This window comes from Paenibacillus sp. 01T442 (assembly GCF_056398345.1).
This window is the reverse complement of record NZ_JBFTPF010000041.1, coordinates 1-17,379: the sequence shown is the minus strand read 5'-3', so window position 1 is coordinate 17,379 and position 17,379 is coordinate 1. Positions and strand designations below refer to the sequence as shown.

Here is a 17,379-nt window from a genome sequence, read left to right as displayed (position 1 = left end):
TATATTGTTTGTTTACATTCCTTACTATACTGGTTCAAAGAGCATAAACAAATGCAATATCCTCATGTCTTCTATCGAAATTCTCATCACTTTTCTCATCACTTAATAAAGGGGAATAGCAATTTTTGATTGTCTGACCAGAACATATTACTCAAATCAATCGCCTTAATTCCCGTTTCCACGCGCTTTGGCACCGTTTTTCCTTCAACGGCATCTACCGCACTTTTCACGCCCAAGTAACCGATGCTGAACGGATTTTGAATAATCGTTGCTTGAATGACCCCCTCTTGGAGCAGCTCTAGCTCCTCAGAGGTACTATCAAACGTAATGATTTTCACCTTTTCATTCAAATTCCGACTCTGCACCGCACTGGCAACACCAATGGAGGAGATTTCATTCAGCGCAACAATCCCATCCAGCTCTGGATGTTTGTCGATAACTTCATGCGTGAGTTTGGCGGAAAGCTCCCGATCCGTTAAACTATATACCTTGTCAATCACCTGAACTTCGGGAAACTTCGATATTTCGTCCAAAAGCCCTTTCTCCCTCAGCTCCGTGTTTCGTTCCCCTTTCCTAAAGCTCATAATAGCAATATGCCCACTCGTTCCGATCAGCTTAATCAGTTGTCGCCCTGCTAATTGACCTGCCGCATAATTATCCGCGCCAATAAAACTGCGTACATTCTTCGTTTCTACCTCAGAATCAATCGTAATGACAGGAATATGCACTTTACCCGCTTCATCCACGATAGGAGAAAGCTCCTTATAGTCATTAGCTGCTAAGACAATCGCATCCGGAAGGCTTGCAATAGACTGCTCCATCAAAGCAATCTGCCCCTTTACATCGGCCTCATCACCTGGTGCTCGAAAGTCCAGCGTCACATCAAACTCCTTCGCCGCGACCTCTGCGCCCATTTTTACCGTCTTCCAATAGTCGCCTTCTTGACTGCGGAGAATGACCTCCAGGTGCTTCTTCTGCTCAGTAGGCAAGGGTTCCACACTTTCGGTGCAGGAGGAAATCGAGAGAAGTGCGACGAGAACTGCGATCAGTAGTGGTTTCCATCTCATCCTTCGCTCCCCCCTTCTTCATCTAGTATGGCTGGAATCGTAATTCGAACGATCGTTCCTTCCTCCAGTTCACTACTTACGTGGACCCCATAGTCCATGCCAAAATAAAGCTGAATCCGCTCATGCACATTTCGCAGTCCGACACCTGAGCCCTTTTCACTTTTCACCTGACCGGTCATAATACTCTTCAGTGTTTCCTCTGACATTCCGACACCATTATCTCGAATCTCGAAGAGAATCTTCCCTTTATCCATCGTGACAATGAGCTCAATCAACCCTTCATCCACCATATACTCGATCCCGTGATAGAGCGCATTTTCCACAAAAGGTTGCAGAATCAACTTGAGCGTTTTGTAGGGAAGCACCTCTTCCGAGACGTGGATCTCATACTCAAACTTATCCTTATAACGCATCTTCTGGATAATCAAATAGTTGCGAATATGCTCGATCTCTTCCCCGATCGTAATAATATTTTTGCCTTTGCTGAGCGATATCCGGAAAAACTTCGACAGCGATGTGATCGTCGTCACAACCTCTTCCGTCCTCCCATTGCCAACCATTCGAACGACCGAATTGAGTGTATTGTATAAAAAATGCGGATTAATCTGCGATTGGAGAACCTCTAACTCATTCTTCCGCTTAATCTCCTGCTCCTCGATACTCTGATTCATCAACTCGCGAACCCTCGAAACCATCAAATTGAAGCGCCGCGAAAGCTGCTCGACCTCATCAGCTCCACGCACATGAATATACGTGTCGAAATGCCCCTTCTCCACCATTTCCATCGACTTCTTCAGTCGTTTAATTGGCTGGGAAATACGCGCAGACATGAACGAGGAAATCAACAAAATGAAGAACAGTACGATCACTAACAGCCAAATCATGAACGTCGAAATTTCCTTGCGCGTCGTCACAATTTCATCGAGATAGGAGACCCCGATAATTTTCCAGCCGATGTTATTGACCGTCCGCACAACATTTAACCGCGACTCCCCTTCGCTCTCATCCATGTATCGGCCATATGAAAATTTGAGTGCTTGCTCCACATTCTCATATTTGAGACCAATATAAATAAGCTGCTGTTGTGGATGATACACAATGCTGCCTGCCGAATCGTCAATGATATAGACATAGCCCTTCTTACCGAGGGAAACCGTCCGAAACACATCGTCCAATGTCTTGAAATTAATGTCCACCAAAATAACCGCATCAACCAATTGCCCATTCTGTTCGATCGAGACCCCTTTGCTCATGGAAACCACCCACTTGTAGGGATCTTTGAATAGGTTCTGGATATGCGGTAAAGAGAACGTGAGATGGTTTGGGTTATCGAGGGCAGACTTAAACCACGACTGCTCGAGCAGCCGTGTATTTTTGCGCATCTCGGTCTTTGGCACACCCGTGACCAACCCGCCATCCGCGGTAAATAGATGAATAGACACAATATCCTCACGCGTACTCGCGATCGTGTCTAGCTGTTCGAGCAGCTTGTCCGATGGGATGCCGCGGCTTTTGGCAATTTTGGCATCTACAACTTCGAACGTATCTGACATCCCTTTGATGTACTGCTCTAGGTTGAACTGTACTTGCTCAATCACCTGGGCCGTACTCAGAAATGCGCTCTCCTCTGCTGTTTTAGCAAATTTATTATAGAGCACCAAGGAGACAACAAGCATGACGGTTACAGTAATAAGAATGAATGACAGCGTTATGGTAAACTGAATACTTTTTACCCGCATCGTATCGAGCATTACGTTATATAAAGCCTTCAGCAGCGTACTCACTCTGCGTTTCAAAGCAGCTCTCCCCCTTCTAGTCCCTACAGCCCCTTGGCGCTGTTATTGCGATACTCCTTTGGGGAAACGCCCACATTTTTACGAAAGGAAAAGCTGAAATAATTAGCATCCGAATAGCCCACCTTCTCAGCGATTGTAAGTAGCTTCATATCCGTAGAACGTAACAGCTCTTTCGCTGCTTCCATCCGAATGTGGTTCAAATAGTTAACGAAGGTCATTTTAGTTTCTTTTTTGAAAATGGAGCTGAAATAACCGGCACTGATATGCAGATGTCCGCACACCTTATTGATCGTGATATCGCCCTCATGATAATGACTCTTCGTATAATCTTTCGCTAGATCCACGAGGTTTTTATACGTATATTGACGATCTGTTGCAATATGACTCATCATGCTCGCACACAGCTCGGCCAACCAATGCTTCGCTTCCTCCAAGGAAGTGAACTTATTAATCTCGGTAAAAGGAATGAAACTCTCGCCAAATACCTCGTCAACATTCAGGTTCGAGTCCTTAGCTGCTTTCAGAATACAAGTAAGAATTTCAAGTAAATAGATCTGATAGTCCTTCACCGACACACCGGCCTCGATGCCCTGAAACAGCTCATCAATCGTCTCTCGGATCTCTTGCATCGTGCCTACCTTAATACAGCGAGTCAACGCATGTTCCTTCACATCGTCAAATCGAACCTTATCTACGCTTCGCTTCTCCACATCATCAATGTAAATCATGCGATTGCTGCCCAGAATAAGCCTGTAGTCGAGGGAAAGAACAGCATCTTCATAAGAATAGCTAAGTTTGGTAACATCGCTTATCACACTGCCCACCCCAACAGTAAGGGTGAACTTCAAATATTTTTCCACACTCTGCCGAATTTCTTCCAGCACTCTCATCGTTTCCTGCAGCGCCGCTTCCTTGTCCTTATTCTCTCTCGCCGCTAACAAGACAACCTGATCATCATGCATGAAAACGAGTCCGAGGCCACGCTTGTTAGCGATTTCTTCGGTAATATTTAAGAGGGCGAAATATTTTAACGCCTGATCCTCCGAGTATTTCAACGATATCGACTTCGACAGTTCCTTCCGATTCTCCACATCTTCTTCCGAAATAAAGACCCCATCGATGCTCAAAACAGCCACCACATAGCTATTACCACTTAGCTCAATCCCGTAGTTCGCTGCCTTCTCAAACACCTCGTCCCGCGGGAGCTTGCGATTCATTAATGTCGCTAAGAAATTCTCCTTCAGCACCGGCATACTCTTTCGGTAATGCTCCTTAAGCAGCTGCACATCCTCACGATGCGCAACCTCTTCTTGGATGTGTCCTTTTACCTTCAAAAGGGCATTCACCAGCTCCTGTGCGGAAAATGGTTTCAGCACATATTCATCAATATGCAGCTTAATCGCCCGTTGGGCGTACTCAAATTCATCATGCCCTGTCAGGATGATGAGCTTAATCGTGGGAAAGCGCTCTCTAATTGCTTCTGCAAGCTGCAAGCCATTCATAAAAGGCATTTGAATATCCGTCACAACCACATCCGGTTGCAGCCGCTCCACCATTTCCAGCGCTTCTTTCCCGTTCTCCGCCTTGTCGACAACTTCAAAGCCAATGGCTTCCCAATTTATTTCACGGACGACACCTTCGCGTACATCCTCTTCGTCATCCACTAACAGCAGCTTGTACATGCCTGACCTCCCAGGACTCCCCAATTTGGCAACACCCCATATCGTATTTCTAATATCACCACCATTGTACTCACTGCCCATCGAATATACAAATAGAATTCATGCTTGTCTAAGGAAACATTGGTAAAAATCCCCTGCAAGGTGTTAAAATAAGCGTGGAGCATATGTAAATCTTGACACCCTATAAACAGGTATTCGGACACCGTAAGGGAACTGGCATGCCAATCCCAACCACTCCGACAATGAAAGGGAACCTGCATGCCACACCCCACCACTCCGACAATGAAAGGGAACCTGCATACCACACCCCACCACTCCGACACCGTAAGGGAACCTCAGTGCGCTATTTTCTTAAATTAGCTCATTTTTGCACCTGAAGGGAACGAGGTTCCGCTATTTTGTCGAAAATGGAGGTTTTCCACCGCTTTTCCGTGAAATAGCGGATCTACGTTCCCCTTCGGGTCTAAAGAACAGCGCAATTAGTGAAATAGCGGAACGTCGTTCCTCATTAACTAACTTTGTCGACACTACCTTATCTTATTAACACCTTAACTCTTCTGCTTTCTCATTTCATTCGTATCATTCATTATTTAGGAGGTTAATCATTTGAATATCGCACCTATTGAGCGCATCGCTTCCCGCATCAAAGAAAACGTTGGTCACGTTATTATAGGCAAGAACGATACCGTCGAGCTTCTCATCATCGCACTGATCGCATCCGGTCACGTGCTGCTCGAAGATGTCCCCGGCACAGGTAAAACCCAGCTTGCGAAGGCACTGGCTCGCTCCCTTGACGGCTCCATGAAGCGCATCCAGTTCACGCCCGACTTGCTGCCGTCCGATKTAAGCGGCATCAATTTCTTCAACCAGAAGCTGGGCGAATTCGAATTCCGCCCTGGCCCGCTCTTCGCGCACATCGTGCTCGCCGATGAGATTAATCGCGCGACGCCTCGCACACAGTCCAGCTTGCTGGAGAGCATGGAGGAGCGCCAGGTCAGCATCGACGGGGAAACGCGCAAGCTGGAAGCGCCGTTCCTCGTCATTGCTACGCAGAACCCTGTCGAGAATCAGGGGACCTTTCCCTTGCCGGAAGCGCAGCTCGATCGCTTCCTGATGAAGTTGTCCCTCGGCTATCCGACGGCAGCCGAGCAGGTCTTGATCTTGCAGCGCTACCAGCAGCAAGATCCGCTGGATCAGCTGCTGCCGGTCGTGAGCCGCGCGGAGCTGCTCGAAGCGCAGCTGCTGTTCACGCAGGTGCGCGTCAGCGACGAGCTGCTGCACTACATCGTGCAGCTCGCGGAAGCGACGCGCACGCATGCGGACTCCGCGCTCGGCGTCAGCCCGCGCGGCGTGCGCGCCTTGATGAAGGCGGCGCAGGTGTACGCGGCGCTGCGCGGCCGCGATTACGTGCTGCCGGACGACGTCAAGGCGCTGGTCGCGCCCGTCTGGGCGCATCGCGTACTGCTGCGCACGCGCTCACGCCAACAGGATCAGCAGGTGCATGCGCTGCTGACGAACATACTGGCCATTACCCCCGTTCCTACGGAAGTGAAGATGGGGTAACGGACGGATGAGCATAAGCTGGATTGTCATTATCGCTGCCGCTCTCTTCTTTCTCCAGTTTCAGTTTTTCGCCCGCTGGGGATTTCGCGGACTTCGCATTGAACGAACCTTTAATACGACACATTGCCATGTCGGCGATGATATTCTCATGATTGAAACCATCGTGAATCGTAAGCTTGCACCGATTCCCTGGCTGCGCCTGGAGTCAACGATTCATGCCGGACTTCACTTCACGCAAATGAATAATCTGGAAGTGAGCAGCGGCTCCCTTTTTCAAAATCACCGCAGTCTATTCAGCCTTATGCCCTATACCCGCATCGTGCGGCGCCATGGTGTGCATGCAGCCAAACGCGGCTGGTACAAGCTGGAAACCATCGCTGCAACGATGGGTGATTTCGTCGGTTTGCAGGCTGCTTCTACCACGCACCGTATACACGTAGAGCTTCTGGTATATCCGCGTCTGGTGAATCGCGATGACATTCCACTCTTGTCTAGTCGGTGGCAAGGCGATGTGACGGTCCAACGCTGGATTATGCCTGATCCTTTTCTCGTTTCCGGTGCAAGGGAGTACCGCTATGGCGATACGATGAATAGCATTCATTGGAAAGCAACGGCGCGCAGCCAGCGGCTTCAGGTGTACAACCGAGAATTCACGGCTGATCCCCGATTACTTATCGTCGTTAACAGTCAAGTCACCGAAACGATGTGGGATGCGGTAACCGACCCTGAACTGGTCGAAAAAGCCCTCTCCTACGCAGCAACATTAGCCGAACATGCCATTAGCCGAGGTGTTCCTGTCGGTTTTGGCTATAACGGTTGGCTGTTAAATGAACCAGGTGCTCCCGTGTACTGTGCGCCTGAAGGCGGCTGTGGGCAGTTGGAACATCTTTTTCAAACGATGGCAAAGCTTGCGATCTCTTGTGCCCGCTCCTGTGAAGATTTTCTCGATTATGGCATCGAGGTGGAAGGTGAGGCGCTGGATATCATCCTGCTGACCGCCTTCGTTTCTGAGGGGATGGCACGCAGCATCGAACGACTTGAAGCATCCGGACATTCCGTCTTCCTTGTCCCCTTGCAACATAATCTTCTTGACCTCAGTGATAAGGAGGCGGCTCCATCCGATGCTCAAGCCCTTGCTTAATCCAACGAATTCTCCACCTTCTCGTTTATCCTACTTTCTACGGGGATGCGGTCTTGTACTCTTATTCGGCTTCGTTGAACTGATTATCTTTGCTCCATTAGTTACATTATCTCAAGTATATGTGTTCGATAGTGTACTTGCGCTAACTTGCATCCAGCTGCTGCTTTGCTTCGTGATCGGTGCTTATGTTGGACAAATGAATTGGCTCTCTCGCAAAGGGTACGAGTTCCTTGTCTGTGTGGCTGCAGGTTACGGATTATCTTATTTATTTCAAAAAGAAGCCTTGCACGTTGCTTTATGTGCGGCAATTGGTGCACTCCTCGTTTATCGGGGGATTCGGTATACCAAAGATGGGGGGCTCTCCCTTTATCCACCTGGTGTCTTCGTAATCTCTGGTGTGATGTACTTCATTGGTGTACCGATTATGACCCGAGTGGAACTTATGCATCCATACAAAATAGCCTTAAACGGGCTCGGATTCGCTACGCTGATCCTCTTCTTCTTTATTACGAATCGCTCGCAGCTTCTTGTCGCTACCTTAGCAGGGAATGATCGCGCTGCCGCCTCGTCGTTGTCTCAAACCGTGAAACGTTCCAGCCGCATTTGGTTAATCGGCTTTATTGCGGTTATCGCTGCCGTCGGTTACTTTCAGCAGGTCAAGCAAGTCCTTATGCGCCTTCTACATGGCACCCTAGCTTGGCTGCTGGGATTGATGTCATCCGAAGAACCACCTGCTGTTCCCGAAGCCAGCCCTTCAGCGCCGCCTCCGATGGAACTTCCGCTAGCTGCACCGCATGAACCAGGTTGGTTTGGGATTCTCATGCAGTATCTTGTGCAAATTGTGGGCTATGTGTTAGTCATTGCACTCATCCTCGGCTGCCTCTATCTGATCTTGATGAAGCTTGCACCCGCGCTTCTCGCCTTCATTCGGCGCTTTTGGAAACGATCGCTGCGTCGTGAGCAAGGTGATTCAACTGACGGTTATACCGACGAGAAAGAAGCCCTTCTCGATTGGAGAAAGCTTCCTAACCTATGGTGGCGTAAAGCAAGTTCGAAACTGTGGTCAACATCCAATCGCGAGCCGTCTTGGTCACAGCTACCGAACAATCAGGAGCGTATCCGCTATCTGTACCGTGTGTTGATTGGGCAGGCGAGCAGAAGCGGTTATACCTTCAAGCGCGCGTTAACCCCCAACGAAACAGGCTGGGAGCTCACGCATCAAACACAGCTTGCAGAAGCTTCGGTTCACGCGCTTACCACAGCTTATAATCGTGTGCGATACGGAGGAGAAACGTTCACAAACGAGGAGCTTGCTGAGGTGCTCCAAACGCTGGATCCGAGCGTTCGGAGTCAGTTGAAATGAGACAAGCCCACCCTATTTCATACCCTTTTATTTCCAAATGGTGCAAAAAACAATCTACTTTCTAAGCATGCGAACGAGCATTTTGAAAATAACCGTCACATATTTTCAAAACTTCGCATATACATAATTGTTTGAATACATTCGATTGAGGTGGTTTTGAGATGTTAGCATTAAAAACCGGATCAGAAAAAGAAGAAGTGCTTCACACGCTTTATGAAATGGGCTTGGATCAAATCGCCAGATGGATCCTCGTGTTACCCGAAGACAGGTGGGAAAGCATGTTTCTCTCGACATGGCCAACACTTGCCAAAAAATGCGGCTTTCACAGATAGCTGCTTTTACATACAGAGAGGTGGATATGAGTTAAGGAGTCAATTGAAAACGCTCTGTACCATCACGGTACAGAGCGTTTATTTGTGTTTTATTCTCTCTCTATAACTCGCTCAACCTTCTTCTGACAGGTTTTACATATGCCATCTAGTACGATACCTATTTTCTCCAGATTCACTGAATAGTCGATAATCGTCGTTTCTCCCATACATTTTGCGCAATAAACATTCGATAAAAGACGCGTGCGAAATGTTTCCGGAATCGCAAGCCATTCTTTCATAGCCGCAAATGATTGAATATTATTCTTCTTACTCACGGGTCGACCACCTTTTCAGTTTAGGGATATTTCTCGTAAATAGCCCCGTTAGAAATCTCGGAAAGCCAAACTCCACTAATTTCCCTTTAACCAGATTTCTCATCTCTTCAACCGTTAGATCAGGCATCGTAAACGCCCCATCCTGATAGCAATGACTGCAGTACATCTTGCTCTTACTACCCGATTTCTCCGTACCGCCGCCTTGCTCATCACGAGCGAGAGGCATCCCGCAGCTCTGGCAGTTCTTGTAGGCAACTTCCATTTCATTCAATCCCCTCTAAAGCTAGCTTTTCCTTTCATCATACCAACATAACTTTCAAATGCAATGAAAAGCTTAGGATTGACGAGAAATGCTTACGCATCCCATGTTCAAGCGCTTTCAATAAAGGATTGTTACTAGGTGAAAGAGAATTTAGTAAAGATAGATAGGCATAATCCGTAGATCTTATCTTTACTGCTAGATTTACTTGACTACCGCACAACTTGAAGGAGGATCCCGTTTGAAGTCCGTCACTGTGAAAGATTTAGTTGAACGCTTTTCGCTCGAAGTTCTCGCTGGCCATTCGGAGCTCCACCGTCCTATTACCAAAACGAAGGCACACCGCCCTGGCCTAGAATTTGTCGGCTATTTTGAATATTTTCCACAAGCACATGTACAGCTATTAGGTCGTAAAGAAATCACTTACCTGCATAAGCTTAGCGAAAATGAAAGAAATTTGCACATCGGTAATATCGTCAAATATCACCCGCCTTGTTTCGTCGTGACGAGAAACCAAGAAGGCTTGAAATACTTAAAGAAGTACTGCGAAGAAGAACGAATCCCCCTTCTCCGCACGAGCGCCCCTACGAGCAAATTCCAGGACTTGGTTGATTTATTTTTGAGCAAATCATTAGCTCAAGAGATCGCCGTTCACGGGGTCTGCGTCAATGTTTCAGGGATCGGCATCCTGCTGCGTGGGAAGTCCGGGGTTGGCAAGAGCGAAACAGCCCACACGCTGATCCGCAGAGGGCATCGCCTAGTCGCCGATGATATCGTCGTGCTCAAGAAAATTAGCCCGGAAACGCTGCTCGGCACGCACAATGGCAAAACAAAGGAATTCCTCGCACTGCGCAGCGTTGGACTCATCAATGTCTCACGGCTTTATGGCCGCAAAGCTTTTCAAGATGAAACACGCATCGTACTCGATATCGAGCTGACCAAGTGGCAGGAACACGCTCTAAATAATGATTTAGAGTTAGAGCCTACCTTCACCGATTATATGGACATTTCGATTCCCCATATTGAAATCCAACTCCAGCCTGGACGTGATGTAGCCGGTCTAATCGAAGCTGCCGCCAATAGCTGGTATCTGCGTCAACAAGGCTACAGTGCAGCAGAAGAATTCATGCAACGCCTGCAATCTGACACCGATTAGCTCCATGTCTTTCATTTTGTAGTTTTACGTATACCGTCCTAAAACCTCCCTTCGGCTCGAAAGCTTTAGCGGAGGTGTTTAAGATGCACAAAAGAATGAAAATAACGATTATTGCTATTGGAATGGCTACCCTGATGCTCTGTGGTTGGACGGCGTATGCGGCAACTTCATCCAGCGTGGCGACATCTACAGCCATCCAAGGTAAGCTATCGGCCCTGACGGCAGATTCAATTACTTTACATACGGATACTGGTGATCAAACTGTCCCGTTGGCTTCATCCGTCTGGGTGTACCTGAATGACGAGAAGGCTCAGCTAAGCGATTTGAAGACTGGGAGTGAAATTGAAGTCATTCTGAATAACAAGAAACAGGCCGCTTATGTAAAAGGATCTTCTGAAAGCTCGATCGCTACTGAATCCGCACAGCCTGTATCTCCCGTTCCGAGTGAATCCCCTGTACCTGATTTGGCGGCTCCCAGCCCAACCGTGGGACCAACCGCCTCACCTACGAAGGTGGAAAACAAGCCAGAAGCTTCCTCATCAGGTAGCCGTTCTGACCTGAAGGATGTAGATATTCGTGTAGATGGGCAGCATTTCAACTTTCATTTGAAGCAAATCAAAGGAGCGCAAGGTTCTCAGTATGATCTGAGCATCCAGTCTCCGCATGCCGGCAGAATTCATCTCACAGGATCGCAAGCCCAAGCTTGGATCTCCAAACTACTTGGTTCTGTTGACTTATCCGCACCAGGTGCGCAGGAGACCGTGAGCCAGCAGCTTGCCAAACAATACAATTTAGAAGCCGGCAAATTGAATGTTCATTTGAACGTACATTCCGATGATAAAGAGGATGACAAAGAGGACGACAAAGAGAACAACAAGAAACCTCAAAAAGAAAAAAGTAATGATAAAAAGTCCGGTAACAACAATAAGCATGACTAATCTTCAATGATTGTCAACCATGATAAAAAACCAGTTAACAGCCGATTTTACGGATGTTAACTGGTTTTTTTTGCAGGTGCATTCAATCGCCTTAGGAGTAGTTTTGACTCAACGAATCGCTCAAACGTTCGTGCAAGGTGAGTACTCGTTATGGACGCACGGGACGCGTACACGGGATCGCCGCAGGCAAGCGTTATTGTTGGAGTTTGTAGGTTTTGAGACAATTACTCGGTACATTTGTACTAACTGGAAAAGGTACAGCTATTTACGCGAAATTTCCTCGAAATCTCGATTTAACTGGAAAACATGTAGGTAAAAATGCCTCTTTTGCGCAGATCGGTTCATATGGATAAAATTAACTGTAGGTTCTCCATCTATTCTGCGTTTAATCGAAAAATTTCGGAATTTAAATGTAGAAAATCCATCTATTCGCCTCGAGCACAGCAGCTTTACGGAACTTCCCCCCAACCATTACCATTCTGACTCAGTAATACATTCTTTCTACTTTACTCTTACTCTTACTCTTACTCTTACTCTACTCCTCCCCCTACCCCCTCTATACTAGCAACCAAGCATGTCATACATCATCATGGCATGCAAAATTTACTTCCGCTTCTCTTTCCCATGTCCATGTCCTTGTTCGGCTTGCTTTTGCTGCTCCTTGTCCTTCTTCGCTGATGATTCATTCGAGGAGGAGATTTCCTTCTCAGGTCGCTCGACAATCATCGGAATGTCAAAAGGTACAACAGGTGTTTGAGCTAAGGCACGACTGAGCATCTCACGAAATAATACGGCAGGTACGGCCCCACCCGAGGTTGTTAAATAATGCGTCGCATCCGTTCGGTCATAACCAACCCATACCGCTGCCGTCAACTCCGGCGTATAGCCAACGAACCAGGCATCTTTGGCACTTCCGCTGCCGATCCCATCAAATTCCTTCGTATCCGGCAGTTGTGTCGTACCTGATTTCCCTGCAACGGGACGATTCATAGCCGCATTCTTCCCCGTCCCCTGCGCTACGGCCGTCTGCAGCATCGCCGTCATCGTGTTGGCTGTTTCAGCGCGCATCACCGACTGTCCCTTAGCTTTCGCTTGAACAAGCAGGTGTCCGTCATTTGTCTCGATTTTGGCGATCAAGTGTGCAGGGTTCAGGACTCCCTTCGCTGCAAAAGTACTAAACGCCTGTGCCATCTGCAGCGGAGATACCCCCTCGGAGAGCCCGCCAAGCGCGATGCCCAACTGCCGGTCTTGTGTGGGTAGACTTATCCCCAATGACTTCGCAAACTTCAAGCCATTGTCGATGCCTATCTCATGTAAAAGCCACACTGCAGGAACATTCCAAGATGAAGTAATGGCCTCTTGCATCGATACTTGCCCCCTCGACTGGTGATCCCAATCTTGCGGCTGATAGCCTTCAATATTCAGCGGTCCATCAAACAGCATGGTTGACGGCTTGTAGCCTAACTCCAGAGCAGGGCCATACACAGCGACTGGCTTAAAAGCCGATCCTGGCTGTCTCCTCAACTGGGTGGCATGACTGAAGCCCCGAAATACGCCTTCCCCGCGTCCACCAGCTAGCGCTCTAACACCACCTGTTTTCTGGTCGACGATAACAGCACCACTCTGAATGAGCTGATCTGGCTTGCTTTCAGGGAATAGACTGTTATTGTTAACCACATCAATTACTGCTTTCTGTACCGTTGGATCCAGCTCTGTCGTAATACGCAAACCGCCTGTAAGCAATTGTTCTTCCGTAAAACCGTAGAGAGTTACAGCCTCATCAATCACAGCATCCACATACGCCCGATTTCTCCCTTTGGCCTCATCCATATTGACCGTCTTCACGGCTCCAAGTGCTGAAGCATCGGCTTTCTCGTATTCTTGCTGAGTTATTTTACCTTCCTTTAGCATCAACTTGAGAACCGTATTCCTTCTTTCCAGCGCTTGTTCTTCATTTTGAAAAGGGGAATAATGACTAGGTGCCTTCGGTAATGCCGCTAACACCGCAGCTTCTGGCAAGGTGAGGTCTGTCACATTTTTATTAAAATATGTTTTCGCAGCCCCCTGTACCCCCCAACTGCCCTCACCGAAATAAATCTTGTTCAGATACATTTCCAGAATGTCATTCTTACTATAGCTCGTCTCTATTTTGATCGCATACGCCGCTTCCCGCAATTTACGACCTACCGTTTTATCCGCTGTTAAGAAAAGATTCCGAGCTAATTGCTGCGTAATGGTACTGGCACCTTCCGAATAGCTTCCTTTGAGCACATCGCGGCCAACTGCGCGGAAGATCGACTTCATGTCTACCCCCTTATGCTCGAAGAAACGTCGATCCTCCACCGCGACAATGGCATCGACCAACACCTGCGGGATGTCCTTAAAAGGCACTGCATCGATCTTTGACGCCGACAACTGAGAAGCGATTTGACCATTCTTATCAAGCACAACAGATGCCTCTGGAAGCGGCTGATTCAACAGCGACACATCAAGTCCTTTTATGTACAAAGTGCTCATTAACGCCACACCCACACCCATGACTAGGACTACGCCAACACTAACTTGCCAGAAGCGCCGAGGTATTTTTTTAATTTTTAACATATATCATTCCCCCTAACGTACCTCATAGCTATTCGTATGATGGCTCCATTAAGTGTCGTATGCGTGCAGGAAGACACAAAAAAACCTTCAACCCATCAATGATAGGTGAAGGTTTATCACATTAAGCAATCGACGTCGGTGCTCCAAAAACACTCGTGTATCCGCTAATCCCACTCAAAATCCGCTCCATGTCATCCTTGCTCATCGTACCATAGCGCTCTACAGCATCCACGATTTTGGGAAATAAATGCACATCCCCCGCACTTGCAAAACCGCATACGCTTGGGAACGACAACACGAAGTGCACACAGGCATCGATAATCTCTTGCTGATCAAAAGGCTCATACCACGTCGCATACGCACGCTCCGCCMCCTCAATCCAAGGCGCCTTAGCAATCGCTTTAATCACCCGAATCGCTGTCTGCTGCTTGTTCGCTTCTTCCATCAGAGCATCTACAGCCTCACGATAGTCAGGTAAGCCATACATGTAGTAGTTCAGCGGGAAGAGTATGGTGGCAAAAGGGAACCTACGCAGCGCTTCCAAATGAACCGCCGGCGCCTCATGCCCGTGACCGGTGATCCCGATGTCCTTCACAACACCCTCGCTTTGCGCTTCTAATGCCGCTTCCAGCGACCMGCCCTTGGCCGTGCAGCGATCCAATTCCTCCATCGATCCCACCGCATGCAGTTGTAATAGGTCGACGGAATCTACCTTCATTCTCTCCAAGGAGCGATAGATTTCTTCCTTTGCTTCCTTTTTCGTTCTTTGCCCTGTTTTGGTAGCTAAAAAGATATCATTCCGCACCCGGCTTATCGTCGGGCCCATCCGCATTTCTGCGTCTCCATAGCTCGCCGCCGTATCAAAATGATCCACGCCATGTGCCAACGCGAAAGCGATTGAGGCATCTGCCTCCTGCTGTGTAACCTGGCCAAGACTAGCTGCACCAAACATCAACACAGAAGTTTCCTTATTTAATCGGCCTACTGTTCTCTTCAACATCTTTAGATTTGCTCCTTTTGTAATCGAGTATGTATTCCCTTTATTTACAAATCTAATTACATTAAAACCTCAGTCCGCAGAAATCTGTTTCATTTGCTTCCTCAGATTGACCTGTAACACACCGGCTGCTAGCAGTAGCGCACATCCTGTTAATAAAAATACAGAATGTATCCCTACTAGACCTCCTAGGAATCCGCCAATCAAAGGGCCGATCATCATCCCTAATTGATTCGATGTTTGATTAAGACTCATCGCTCTCCCTCGGAAGTCAGCATCGGAAGCTTTCACAATAAGCGCGCTCAGTGCCGGATAGACCGCAGCGAAAAATAACCCATAACTGAAACGAAGCACACCAAAAGCGATCAAATTATGCGCAGCCAACTGCAGTAGGTTCCCAACACCGCCGCCAATTAAGCCAATGAGCAGTGTTTTGTCATAGCCGATTCGCTGCCCGATAATGCCCCATCTTGATCCCATGATGACGGTCGCTACGCCGGCAGCCGAGAAAATAATACCCGAGCTGAGTGATGCCCCCTTGGCGCTTCCACCAATTTGTACCACATATATCGTTAAAAGCGGTTCCAAAATCATCACCGAAGTTGCCACTAATACGGTTAATCCAAAAATGGATAATAACTGCTTATTGGCAGTCGCTTGCTTAATATCCTGAAGCACACTTGGGCGTGCCCCCGCCTTCTTGTGATGTACTTCCTTCACGCCGACTACGGCGATCACAGCAGAAATGAGTACGACAAACCCAGATGCCAAGAAACATTCTCTTGTCCCTACCCAGTGACTGAGCATGCCCCCGAACAAGGGGCCCAGGATGCTTCCAGCTGCCGTCGCCGTTGACATGACACTTAAGGCATAACCAACATGCTTCTCTGGTGTGTTCGTACTGACTAACGCCATCGATGCGGGGATATAGCCCGCCATAAGTCCCTGCAGAACACGAACAACAATAAACGTATACGGATCATTCACGAAATAGTTTAGAAAATAGACGGCGCTTAAGCTTAGCCCTGAACGGAGCAGCATCGGTTTCCTGCCATATTTGTCAGCCAGTGAGCCCCAAAAAGGTGCGATCACGGCACTTGCGAGAAAGCTCACCGAAAACGTGATCCCTGACCATGCCTCCAAGCCACTATGTATACCCAAGTCTTCTTGTAAAAATATAGGGATAAACGGGATCGAGAGTGTATACGCCATCGCGCAAAAGAATGCCCCAATCCATAAAATAAATAGATTCCGTCTCCAGCGTAGTTCCATCTTGTAGCCCTCCTCCCTGTCTACTATACACCAACACAAACTTGAATCCCAGTTATTAGTAGACGTTGATGCACAAAAAAAGCATAGACATTATCAGCATGAAGCTGACAGTCTATGCTTTCTTTCTTGATCGGGACGACACGATTTGAACATGCGACCCCCTGCTCCCAAAGCAGGTGCTCTACCAAGCTGAGCTACGTCCCGATACGATTGTGATAAAAAATGGCGCGCCCTGAGAGATTCGAACTCCCGACCTTTTGATTCGTAGTCAAATACTCTATCCAGCTGAGCTAAGGGCGCTTATGAAAATGGAGCGGAAGACGGGGATCGAACCCGCGACCCTCGCCTTGGCAAGGCGATGCTCTACCGCTGAGCCACTTCCGCATAGGGATCCCCAAGCCGTAAGATACGACTTGGGGATGTTTGATGCGCGTAGAGGGACTTGAACCCCCACGGTCGCCCGCTAGATCCTAAGTCTAGTGCGTCTGCCAATTCCGCCATACGCGCATGCTGGTAAATCTGAGAGACTTTAGTCTTCGCCTAAAGATCCCTATATAATGAAATGGTGAGTCATGTAGGATTCGAACCTACGACACCCTGATTAAAAGTCAGGTGCTCTACCAACTGAGCTAATGACTCAAAAAATTGGTTGCGGGGGCAGGATTTGAACCTGCGGCCTTCGGGTTATGAGCCCGACGAGCTACCGAGCTGCTCCACCCCGCGTCATTCATGTAAGCTCCCGTTAGGGAAACTGCTTGGCAACGTTCTACTCTCCCAGAACCCTGCGGTTCAAGTACCATCGACGCTGGAAGGCTTAACGGTCGTGTTCGAGATGGGAACGCGTGGATCCCTTCCGCCATCATCACCAAACAGTCAAAGCGTTTGTTTGCGCCTTGAA

Annotated in this window: 14 protein-coding genes, 6 tRNA genes and 1 rRNA gene; 6 read left to right on the top strand and 15 right to left on the bottom strand. The window is 48.1% G+C overall.

All coding sequences use genetic code 11. The features are described 5' to 3' along the window. Positions 1-98: 98 nt before the first annotated feature. From AC1DLM_RS23885 to AC1DLM_RS23875, 3 genes are all read right to left on the bottom strand, one after another. Positions 99-1,067 (bottom strand): substrate-binding domain-containing protein, encoded by a 969-nt coding sequence (locus AC1DLM_RS23885; RefSeq protein ID WP_477571369.1) that lies wholly within the window; start codon positions 1,065-1,067, stop codon positions 99-101. Further along, positions 1,064-2,818, bottom strand: a complete 1,755-nt coding sequence (locus AC1DLM_RS23880; RefSeq protein ID WP_477571386.1) for a histidine kinase — start codon at positions 2,816-2,818, stop codon at positions 1,064-1,066. The genes AC1DLM_RS23885 and AC1DLM_RS23880 overlap by 4 nt, the downstream gene beginning before the upstream one ends. Positions 2,819-2,886: 68 nt before the next feature. Then, the gene (locus tag AC1DLM_RS23875; RefSeq protein WP_477571368.1) at positions 2,887-4,545 is read right to left on the bottom strand and encodes a response regulator; all 1,659 of its coding nucleotides are present in this window, start codon (positions 4,543-4,545) and stop codon (positions 2,887-2,889) included. Positions 4,546-5,151: 606 nt separating this feature from the next. Here AC1DLM_RS23875 and AC1DLM_RS23870 point away from each other — a divergent pair. The 4 genes from AC1DLM_RS23870 (at position 5,152) to AC1DLM_RS23855 (ending at position 8,944) form a co-directional block, all read left to right on the top strand. Beyond that, positions 5,152-6,108: an AAA family ATPase gene (locus AC1DLM_RS23870; RefSeq protein ID WP_477571367.1), complete on the top strand. Its 957-nt coding sequence runs from the start codon at positions 5,152-5,154 to the stop codon at positions 6,106-6,108. Between the two features lie 7 nt (positions 6,109-6,115). Next, the gene (locus AC1DLM_RS23865; protein WP_477571366.1) at positions 6,116-7,249 is read left to right on the top strand and encodes a DUF58 domain-containing protein; all 1,134 of its coding nucleotides are present in this window, start codon (positions 6,116-6,118) and stop codon (positions 7,247-7,249) included. Next, positions 7,230-8,612, top strand: a complete 1,383-nt coding sequence (locus AC1DLM_RS23860) for a DUF4129 domain-containing protein (protein ID WP_477571365.1) — start codon at positions 7,230-7,232, stop codon at positions 8,610-8,612. The genes AC1DLM_RS23865 and AC1DLM_RS23860 overlap by 20 nt, the downstream gene beginning before the upstream one ends. Positions 8,613-8,773: 161 nt before the next feature. Continuing rightward, entirely contained in the window at positions 8,774-8,944 is a 171-nt protein-coding gene (locus AC1DLM_RS23855) for a hypothetical protein (protein ID WP_155993910.1), read from the top strand. Between the two features lie 89 nt (positions 8,945-9,033). Here AC1DLM_RS23855 and AC1DLM_RS23850 read toward each other — a convergent pair whose 3' ends face one another. Next, a complete protein-coding gene (locus AC1DLM_RS23850) occupies positions 9,034-9,258 on the bottom strand; it encodes a hypothetical protein (protein ID WP_441991681.1) in 225 nt (74 codons plus the stop codon). Then, entirely contained in the window at positions 9,251-9,520 is a 270-nt protein-coding gene (locus tag AC1DLM_RS23845; protein ID WP_477571364.1) for a zinc ribbon domain-containing protein, read from the bottom strand. Before AC1DLM_RS23845 ends, AC1DLM_RS23850 begins: the two co-directional genes overlap by 8 nt. 238 nt (positions 9,521-9,758) lie before the next feature. Between AC1DLM_RS23845 and hprK the strand changes: the two genes are divergently transcribed. Beyond that, positions 9,759-10,673, top strand: coding sequence for an HPr(Ser) kinase/phosphatase (hprK, locus tag AC1DLM_RS23840; protein ID WP_477571363.1), 915 nt, complete (start codon positions 9,759-9,761; stop codon positions 10,671-10,673). 83 nt (positions 10,674-10,756) lie between these two features. Beyond that, on the top strand, positions 10,757-11,611 hold the full coding sequence (locus AC1DLM_RS23835; RefSeq protein ID WP_477571362.1) for a hypothetical protein: 855 nt from the start codon (positions 10,757-10,759) through the stop codon (positions 11,609-11,611). A 603-nt stretch (positions 11,612-12,214) separates the two neighbouring features. Here the strand turns inward: AC1DLM_RS23835 and AC1DLM_RS23830 are convergent. From AC1DLM_RS23830 to rrf, 10 genes are all read right to left on the bottom strand, one after another. Beyond that, complete coding sequence (locus AC1DLM_RS23830) at positions 12,215-14,212, bottom strand: transglycosylase domain-containing protein (RefSeq protein ID WP_477571361.1); 1,998 nt, start codon at positions 14,210-14,212, stop codon at positions 12,215-12,217. A 121-nt stretch (positions 14,213-14,333) separates the two neighbouring features. After that, on the bottom strand, positions 14,334-15,212 hold the full coding sequence (locus tag AC1DLM_RS23825) for an aldo/keto reductase (protein ID WP_477571360.1): 879 nt from the start codon (positions 15,210-15,212) through the stop codon (positions 14,334-14,336). A gap of 69 nt (positions 15,213-15,281) precedes the next feature. Further along, the gene (locus AC1DLM_RS23820) at positions 15,282-16,481 is read right to left on the bottom strand and encodes an MFS transporter (RefSeq protein WP_477571359.1); all 1,200 of its coding nucleotides are present in this window, start codon (positions 16,479-16,481) and stop codon (positions 15,282-15,284) included. Between the two features lie 130 nt (positions 16,482-16,611). Next, a tRNA-Pro gene (locus AC1DLM_RS23815) sits at positions 16,612-16,685 on the bottom strand. A gap of 19 nt (positions 16,686-16,704) precedes the next feature. Further along, positions 16,705-16,781: transfer RNA gene (locus tag AC1DLM_RS23810), tRNA-Arg, on the bottom strand. 9 nt (positions 16,782-16,790) lie between these two features. After that, positions 16,791-16,865, bottom strand: a tRNA-Gly gene (locus AC1DLM_RS23805). A 43-nt stretch (positions 16,866-16,908) separates the two neighbouring features. Next, positions 16,909-16,988: transfer RNA gene (locus tag AC1DLM_RS23800), tRNA-Leu, on the bottom strand. 56 nt (positions 16,989-17,044) lie between these two features. Continuing rightward, positions 17,045-17,120: transfer RNA gene (locus tag AC1DLM_RS23795), tRNA-Lys, on the bottom strand. 7 nt (positions 17,121-17,127) lie between these two features. Then, positions 17,128-17,204: transfer RNA gene (locus AC1DLM_RS23790), tRNA-Met, on the bottom strand. 30 nt (positions 17,205-17,234) lie between these two features. Then, positions 17,235-17,351, bottom strand: a 5S ribosomal RNA gene (rrf, locus tag AC1DLM_RS23785). Between the last annotated feature and the right edge of the window lie 28 nt (positions 17,352-17,379).